Consider the following 836-nt stretch of genomic DNA (forward strand, 5'->3'; position numbering starts at 1 on the left):
CACCGGGCGCGCGAAGTCAAATGGCCATTTTGCACAGCTTCGCGGTCACGGGGCCATATCCTTGCCCGCGAAGCACCAGACCGAAACAGCGTCATCCGTCATTGTCCAACCTCTCAGGCGAGACCGCCTCCGCATCGAACGCCCGCTTGCCGCGCCGCTTCCAGAGCGCCAGCACGTCGCCGGCATCATCGCCTCGGGCGCGGGCCGCGCAATCCAGTAGAGCGCCGTAGAGGGTGGCGCGATCGTCGTCGGCGAGATCGACCAGGCCGGCTTTCTGGACGAGGCCGCCCAGTTCTATGAGATGGCGGGTTCGTTCGCGGCGTTGCACGACCCATCCTCTCGTATCGGTGCGGCGCGCGGCGGCTTCAACGCGGCGTAGCGCTTGCCCGGTTCGCGCCATCGCCTTGGCGGTCGCCGCGACATTATCCGCGAGCTTTCTTCCCGCGCCGCTGAAAGAAGGCGGAACCTTTCGCGCGCCACGCCTCCTTTTCTTCCGTGCTGGCCGATTCCACAGCGGCAAGCAGTGCGCCCGCCAGCGTATCGAGATCGAGCGCATCGGCTCCGGTGGACGTGACAAGCTCGCCAAGCTGCTGGACCTTCTTCACCTTCAACGCCCTGGCCTTGTCGCCAAGGGCTTTCAGCTCCGCGTCATAGTCGCGCGTTTTGCGCATCATTCTCTCCCTCGTGCCCGAAAACTGAAGCCGCAGGATAGCATGATCGCGCGCGCGAGGAACCGTTCCGAACAAAAAATGCGGCGAAGTCAATCACAGGAACGACAGGGAGTGTGAGTGCGCGCTTATACGTCGTTGCCGACGTGCGCTAAGAAAGGCAGTATA

2 protein-coding genes are annotated in these 836 nt (G+C 63.6%); both read right to left on the reverse strand.

The features are described 5' to 3' along the window. Positions 1-91: 91 nt before the first annotated feature. Positions 92-328 (reverse strand): conjugal transfer protein TraD, encoded by a 237-nt coding sequence (locus M529_RS25375; RefSeq protein WP_021238840.1) that lies wholly within the window; start codon positions 326-328, stop codon positions 92-94. A gap of 94 nt (positions 329-422) precedes the next feature. Then, the gene (locus M529_RS25380) at positions 423-671 is read right to left on the reverse strand and encodes a conjugal transfer protein TraD (RefSeq protein WP_030092294.1); all 249 of its coding nucleotides are present in this window, start codon (positions 669-671) and stop codon (positions 423-425) included. Positions 672-836 lie beyond the last annotated feature (165 nt).

Source organism: Sphingobium ummariense RL-3 (genome assembly GCF_000447205.1).
In the GTDB taxonomy this organism is placed as follows: Bacteria; Pseudomonadota; Alphaproteobacteria; order Sphingomonadales; family Sphingomonadaceae; genus Sphingobium; species Sphingobium ummariense.

Excerpts from the sequence above, each read along its gene's own strand:
- M529_RS25380 (WP_030092294.1), bottom strand. The coding sequence starts at position 671 with ATGCGCAAAACGCGCGACTATGACGCGGAGCTGAAAGCCCTTGGCGAC.